3 protein-coding genes are annotated in these 5,615 nt (G+C 47.3%); all 3 read right to left on the bottom strand.

The genetic code is table 11. The features are described 5' to 3' along the window. Positions 1-990 precede the first annotated feature (990 nt). Positions 991-3,102, bottom strand: a complete 2,112-nt coding sequence (locus H6F68_RS00230) for an acyltransferase family protein (RefSeq protein ID WP_199299831.1) — start codon at positions 3,100-3,102, stop codon at positions 991-993. Positions 3,103-3,494: 392 nt separating this feature from the next. Further along, entirely contained in the window at positions 3,495-4,514 is a 1,020-nt protein-coding gene (locus tag H6F68_RS00220; protein WP_190555700.1) for a hypothetical protein, read from the bottom strand. 202 nt (positions 4,515-4,716) lie between these two features. Further along, entirely contained in the window at positions 4,717-5,247 is a 531-nt protein-coding gene (locus H6F68_RS00215) for a hypothetical protein (protein WP_190555699.1), read from the bottom strand. Positions 5,248-5,615 lie beyond the last annotated feature (368 nt).

Here is a 5,615-nt window from a genome sequence, read left to right as displayed (position 1 = left end):
TTTTGCCATGCTTATGCGCTTTAGCATGACCGCACAGAGGACACTGCATCACCTGGTTTCTAGGGAAGGACTCTCTTTACTTTATCAATCCCACAGTCGATTGATGCACTACCATGCATGAACCCACTCAGTGAAACTTTGTGAGAGAAATAGACTGGTTGAGATTGCAGTGCTATCTACATGCTGGAGCCGTAACCTTATTCCGTTATTTCTGTTCTAAACTGTTCTTCCCAAGCAGCTCGCTTCCCGATATACTGGCTGCGCACTTTCGTACAACCATACGATTGTGTGAACCTGCGATCGCAGGCAGTGAAAGCTAGGCTCTTTTGGGGGCGGCAAAATGCCCTTCAACTTCCTGCCTAATCTGGGTTGTGGCTGGATCACCCTCCCTGTGAGTTTATTAATAAAGAACGGGTAGGGTGATCCAGCGATCGGGTGAGGAGGTGAAAAGTTTTGGGGGCGATCGCAGGTGCTTGGTCAACTTTGATTCATGTGCAAAATTGGCAGAGCTTTAGAAATTGCACATGAATCAAAGGGGGAGACTGGCATCAGCAGAGATACTCTCCTGAGCCAAGGGGCACGAGGATCGGCGCACTGCCTACTCGGGTTGAGTTAGGCGATCGCTCTTGTTCCACTAGCGAACTTGAGTCAGAGGGTTCTACGGGTTCTGAGGATGAACTGTTCGCAGACTCCTGAGCTTGCTCCTTAGCCTCTGGCTTGGCTGGCCAAGCCAGAGCCTTTTCACGAATCTCTCTAGCGTGTGCTGCGTTAACTTCCTTGTCATACTCCCCCCAGGTATTGGCACTAATAAGTGAGCATTCTAGTGGAGTGAGGGGGCGATCGCAGCATTTTGATCACGCCCTTTCACGCCTTTTCACGCCCCTCGGCTCATCCAGAGAGTTTGTCTAATGTAGTCCTAATGGAAATCAGCGTTGCTATCCGTTAGACAAGCTTTCAAGCTTGCAGCAGGCTTAGAAACGTCATGACCATTCACGAAGAGGTTAGAACTTTACGGATGATCGGGGCAGACAAACGAGCGCCCTCGACTGATGGGTGAGAGAATTCGTCTCTGTAAAGAAGCTGACCGTTCTTAGCATTGTAAGTACATTGCTCCTCAGGACAAAAAACATCAGATACGTCTACTATGCGTAGTTTGTCTCCTGTCTGTAGGGAGGCAAAGACTTTATTCAAATTGTCACGGCGTCGAAGTGACTCACTTTTACTAGGCAATTTGCAAGGAGTCCCAAACGGAGAAAACCATTGCTCTGCTGCGATTACGGGGTCACACTTCGCATCACGGGCGAAAGGAATACCGTGTAGAACTGCCAGGCGGATACCTCTTGTCGAGAGTTTGCCTGAGAGTGCTTCCAGCCCATTCTCCAATTGCTTCAAACGCTCATCTGTTTCGGATGTCCTGTACTTGGGCGAAAAATCTGACATGTCGTTGATAAGAAACACCCAATCACCAGTTCCTAAACGGCTGATGAGAGAAGGAACAACGCTTTCCCAGTAATAATCATTTGCTGTCCCCCATATGGTGGTTTTGTTAGGTATCTCCTTTACAGGGGATGCCCCAAAGGAGGATGTAATCGTGACTGAATATCCGTCTGATATCACAAGGTCATCAAACGCTTGAGTGAATGCTGCTGAAAAAGAATTCCCAAGAACTATGACCCTTTTCTTTGCGTTAGAGAAATTACCCAGTGTACAGTTCTCAATGAGAATTCTTTTACTCACTTGCGAACCGTCAGCTAGGATGCACTTGTCACCTTTCCATAATGAATTGGCTTGTTCTAGCGGGTATACATCCGTAAGTGAGGGAACTCCTGCCGCAACCAATGATGGACGGCGACCTACATATAGAGACAAATTGGGTATCTGGACAAAAGCAAAAAGCACAACTGCAACACTGACAGAAGCAGCCATTCCATATCCAATGGATTGCCAGCGAACAGCAGACCAATCCGAACGGCGAAGAGGCGTCTCTACATACCGATAGGAAGCGATGGATAGCAGTAGCATGAGGGCAATCTGGAATGGTACCGTCCACCAGTGAATGCCAACTATCCAACGACTGAGAGACAGAACACCCCAATGCCAGAGATAGAGAGAGTAGGAAATCAGACCGATATAAACCACTTGTGGGTGAGTGAATAAGCCATAGGCAGCAGTTCCTGGGCGAAGACAGGTAATCAAGACTGCTGTGAGCACCACTACGGCAACGGTTGCTTGCACAGCGAATTGCAGGGGGACAAATAAAACTGCAACAACAGTACCAGTGGTTATCAAAGGCGGAAGGCGTCCAAGGGCGCGGAGGAACCTATTTGGATGCTTCAGGCTTAGAAACAACAAGCAACCAGCACTCAGTTCCCATAGACGGGAGGGCATTAAAAAGTAAGCAGCAGGCTGGTTTGTTTGGTAGACGTAGACAAAAGCAATCAAGGAAGCAACTGATAGTGTTCCTGTCACCCAGAACAGATTCCTTGCTCCTTGGGTGGCCAGGCGACCAAAGCCAGTGAACCAAGCCAGGAATGGGAACAGAAGGTAAAATTGTTCTTCCACCCCCAGAGACCAAGTATGGGTGAAGATATTTAGCTCTGTGGAGGCGGCAAAGTAATTTGTGGACTGCTTTAGTAGGTAGAGATTGGAAAGACCAAATAGAGATGCAATGCCAGTCTTTAATGAAAAGCTTGGGCTGGGATTAAAGAGACATACCAGAACACCAGTAATGAGAACGAACAACACCAACGCTGGCACTAAGCGTTTGATACGCCTGGTATAGAACCCGACCAGAAAGTCACGGAAATTCTGGCTGGAACGCCCTGCTAGAGAAGAAGTGATAACAAATCCAGAGATGACGAAAAAAACGTCTACGCCCAAATAGCCGCTTGGTAGAAGGTCTTTATTGAAGTGGTTAATGATGACTGCAGTCACCGCAAACGCTCTGATCCCATCAATTTCTGGTCTATAGGAACCTGATTTATAGGGATACTGGCTTGCCTGAGGTGTGAGATTTATCTGCACGGGGTTTACGAAGCCTCCGTCATTACGATGCACCTGGCTAAAATTGTAGTTAGCTGCTTGCGCTAGGTGGATCTTCAAAACCAGGGGTATTGAAAACTAAAGGTTTTTGCCAATAGCCTTACCCTTGCGTTAATGAATGTTTCCGCATAGCAATTTAGCTCAGACAATATAGATAGATAGGTAGTGCCATATACCTCTGATGAAAAGATAGGCAGAATTTTACATATATCTCTGAAACCAAACACCTCACTAGTTGCCGTCCACACCCTAAACCTAAAAGATTAGAGAGGCGATCGCCCCCTCCAGTTGCAACTCCGACACCTCTAAATATTGTTGAAGTGCTCGCAAGCTAGGACAGCTCAACATCTTCTGAATGGCTCGCAGCAGCACTCCGGCAGGCTTATTTGAGTCAGCGCGGTGTGTCCAAAACTATGCGTGCTAACTCCCACGAAACCAAAGTAAAGCTGCAGTTAATCTTCCAAATTCAGATTGATTTGCGGAACGCATAACCAGTTGTTGAGTTCTTGAGCTAGCCACTGGGATTCTCTGAGGGTGAGTTGTCCGTGAGTAATCTGCTGGTTGCCAAGTCTCACTTGTAGGGCAACGTCTAAATAGTTGCCAAACCGGGGTCGAATTAGGCGGACTTGCCTGATCTCCTCTCTAGCCCAAGAACGTGTCCAGAATGGGTATCCGAATAGCTTATAAATCATCGCAACCCGATGCTCATCAATTTGGAGCCGAACTCGATATTGGCTATAAAGCACGATGCCTACCAGAAATAGGGGAAGCGCGATCGCGAAGCCTGCTTGTGCAGAGGTTAGGAGACGCGGCGAGGATAGACAATCATCTCCAGTTCTTCCTTCACAAACGCTGAAGTACAATTGTCGATACCCGAACACAGACAAGATGAAAGACAGTGAAGCAATGAGTCGCCAGCCCATAGGTGCCAGGGGCAATGTCGCAGTTAACATCTGGCCTATTTTGTTGAGTGCAACCAGATGGGAAGGCGGCTCATCCCCCGCTACGACTGTCCTGGCTGTTGTTTGCTTTTCATACCATTGGGCCAAGTTGTAGCCAAGGGCATCGCCGATGAGGGTAGCAAAGACAGAGACGGTCACGCAATGAAAGCCAATCAACAAAGCCGAGATTGGCGTCATGCCCTTGTTGATATTGGTTAAGAGTACGCTCAGGCAGACACCAATGCCAGAAAAACCAGCCCCCATCAACCGGCTCATCCAGCGATGATATTTCACGTGGGTGAGAGGATAAAAAATCACGCAGGTGACGAGACCCAACGACAAACCATTACATAGCCCTAGCCCCAGACCATACATAGCACCCAATAAAACGCCAAAATAGGCTCCACCGGGTATCGGAAAAAAGACACCTAAACCATACAGTCCACCAAAGGTCAGCCCTGCTAGCAGCCCCAGAAAAGTGCTTTGCCAAGTCGTGCAGACCAGTACATACATTCTTGAAAGAGGCTTCACTGATTGCCTGTTTCCACGAGCCATCGTTCTGTCCCTTAGCAGTAGAACAAGCTTCTATTTTGCACCTAGTCCTTGGAATGAAGACGAGCGATCGCCCCTAGAAACTCAGAAGCTCAGAGACGCGATCGCCCCCTCCAGTTACAATTTCGACACCTCGAGATACCTACTCAAAACCTTTACTCAAGCTACTGCCTCTCTTAATTTAGTCGTAAGAGTCTCTCATGTAAGCGGTTTGACTTGCTGGAGAATACAGCAGCTCGTGAGTACCGATGGAGTAGCATTGCACTCCAGAATCAGCTTCAAGCTCTTCTGGGTTCCACCAAAGCCTTGCAGGAGATGAGTCAAGATTTATAGGTACATCCATGTGCGATGGAACACATTCATTGCCAAACGTACCCGCTAGCTTGCCAAACTTTAGTCCCTTTCCTTTAACGAACTGTTTGACATTCAACGGCTTCATATTAAAGCGGCAGTAGTAAACATACCTGTCTAGCGCATCGACGGAGACGAATCCATCAGTTACGCAACGGAGATTAGAGGCTTTGCCGACGATACTGGGATGCTCAAGGTAAAAGCCAATATAAATTTTGGTGGTATTACCCGAATTCAGTAAAGGTAGAACAACGAAAGATAAGAGGGTAATACGAAAAACTAAATAACAGAAGCCAGCAATGACGCCAGCAAGGAGTAGTCGAGGAGCAATAGAAAATAAACGCCTTGATAGTTGCGCCATTGCAATTCTTCGATGAAGTAGCACCAAACTAGCAAGTTTCTGGCGCTCAATCTTTCAACGGCGCCTAGAAGCTGAGAGAGGCGATCGCCCCAAGCTCCTTTGTTGCTCTATTGCTTATACTGCAATAACTCATGATTCTGACGGTCCTTAAGCTTATTCCTTCTGATGGCTAGTAGATACAGCTTTGGACTAACACTCTGGACTAAAGCTTTACTTGTCTACCTAGCTAACTGCGTACGCAGCTATTCAGTGCGTTGAATATAGCAATCCTAATCAAGTTGTAAGGATAAGGAGAAGTTATTAGGCTGAGAGAAGGACTCGTAACTAACTCACAAGAAATGGATTCACTCCAGCAATTCATTGCCACC

The sequence above is a fragment of the Trichocoleus sp. FACHB-262 genome (assembly GCF_014696035.1).
Classification (GTDB): Bacteria; Cyanobacteriota; Cyanobacteriia; order FACHB-46; family FACHB-46; genus Trichocoleus.
Note: the sequence above shows the minus strand (reverse complement) of the source record. Positions and strands in the feature narration are given on the sequence as shown.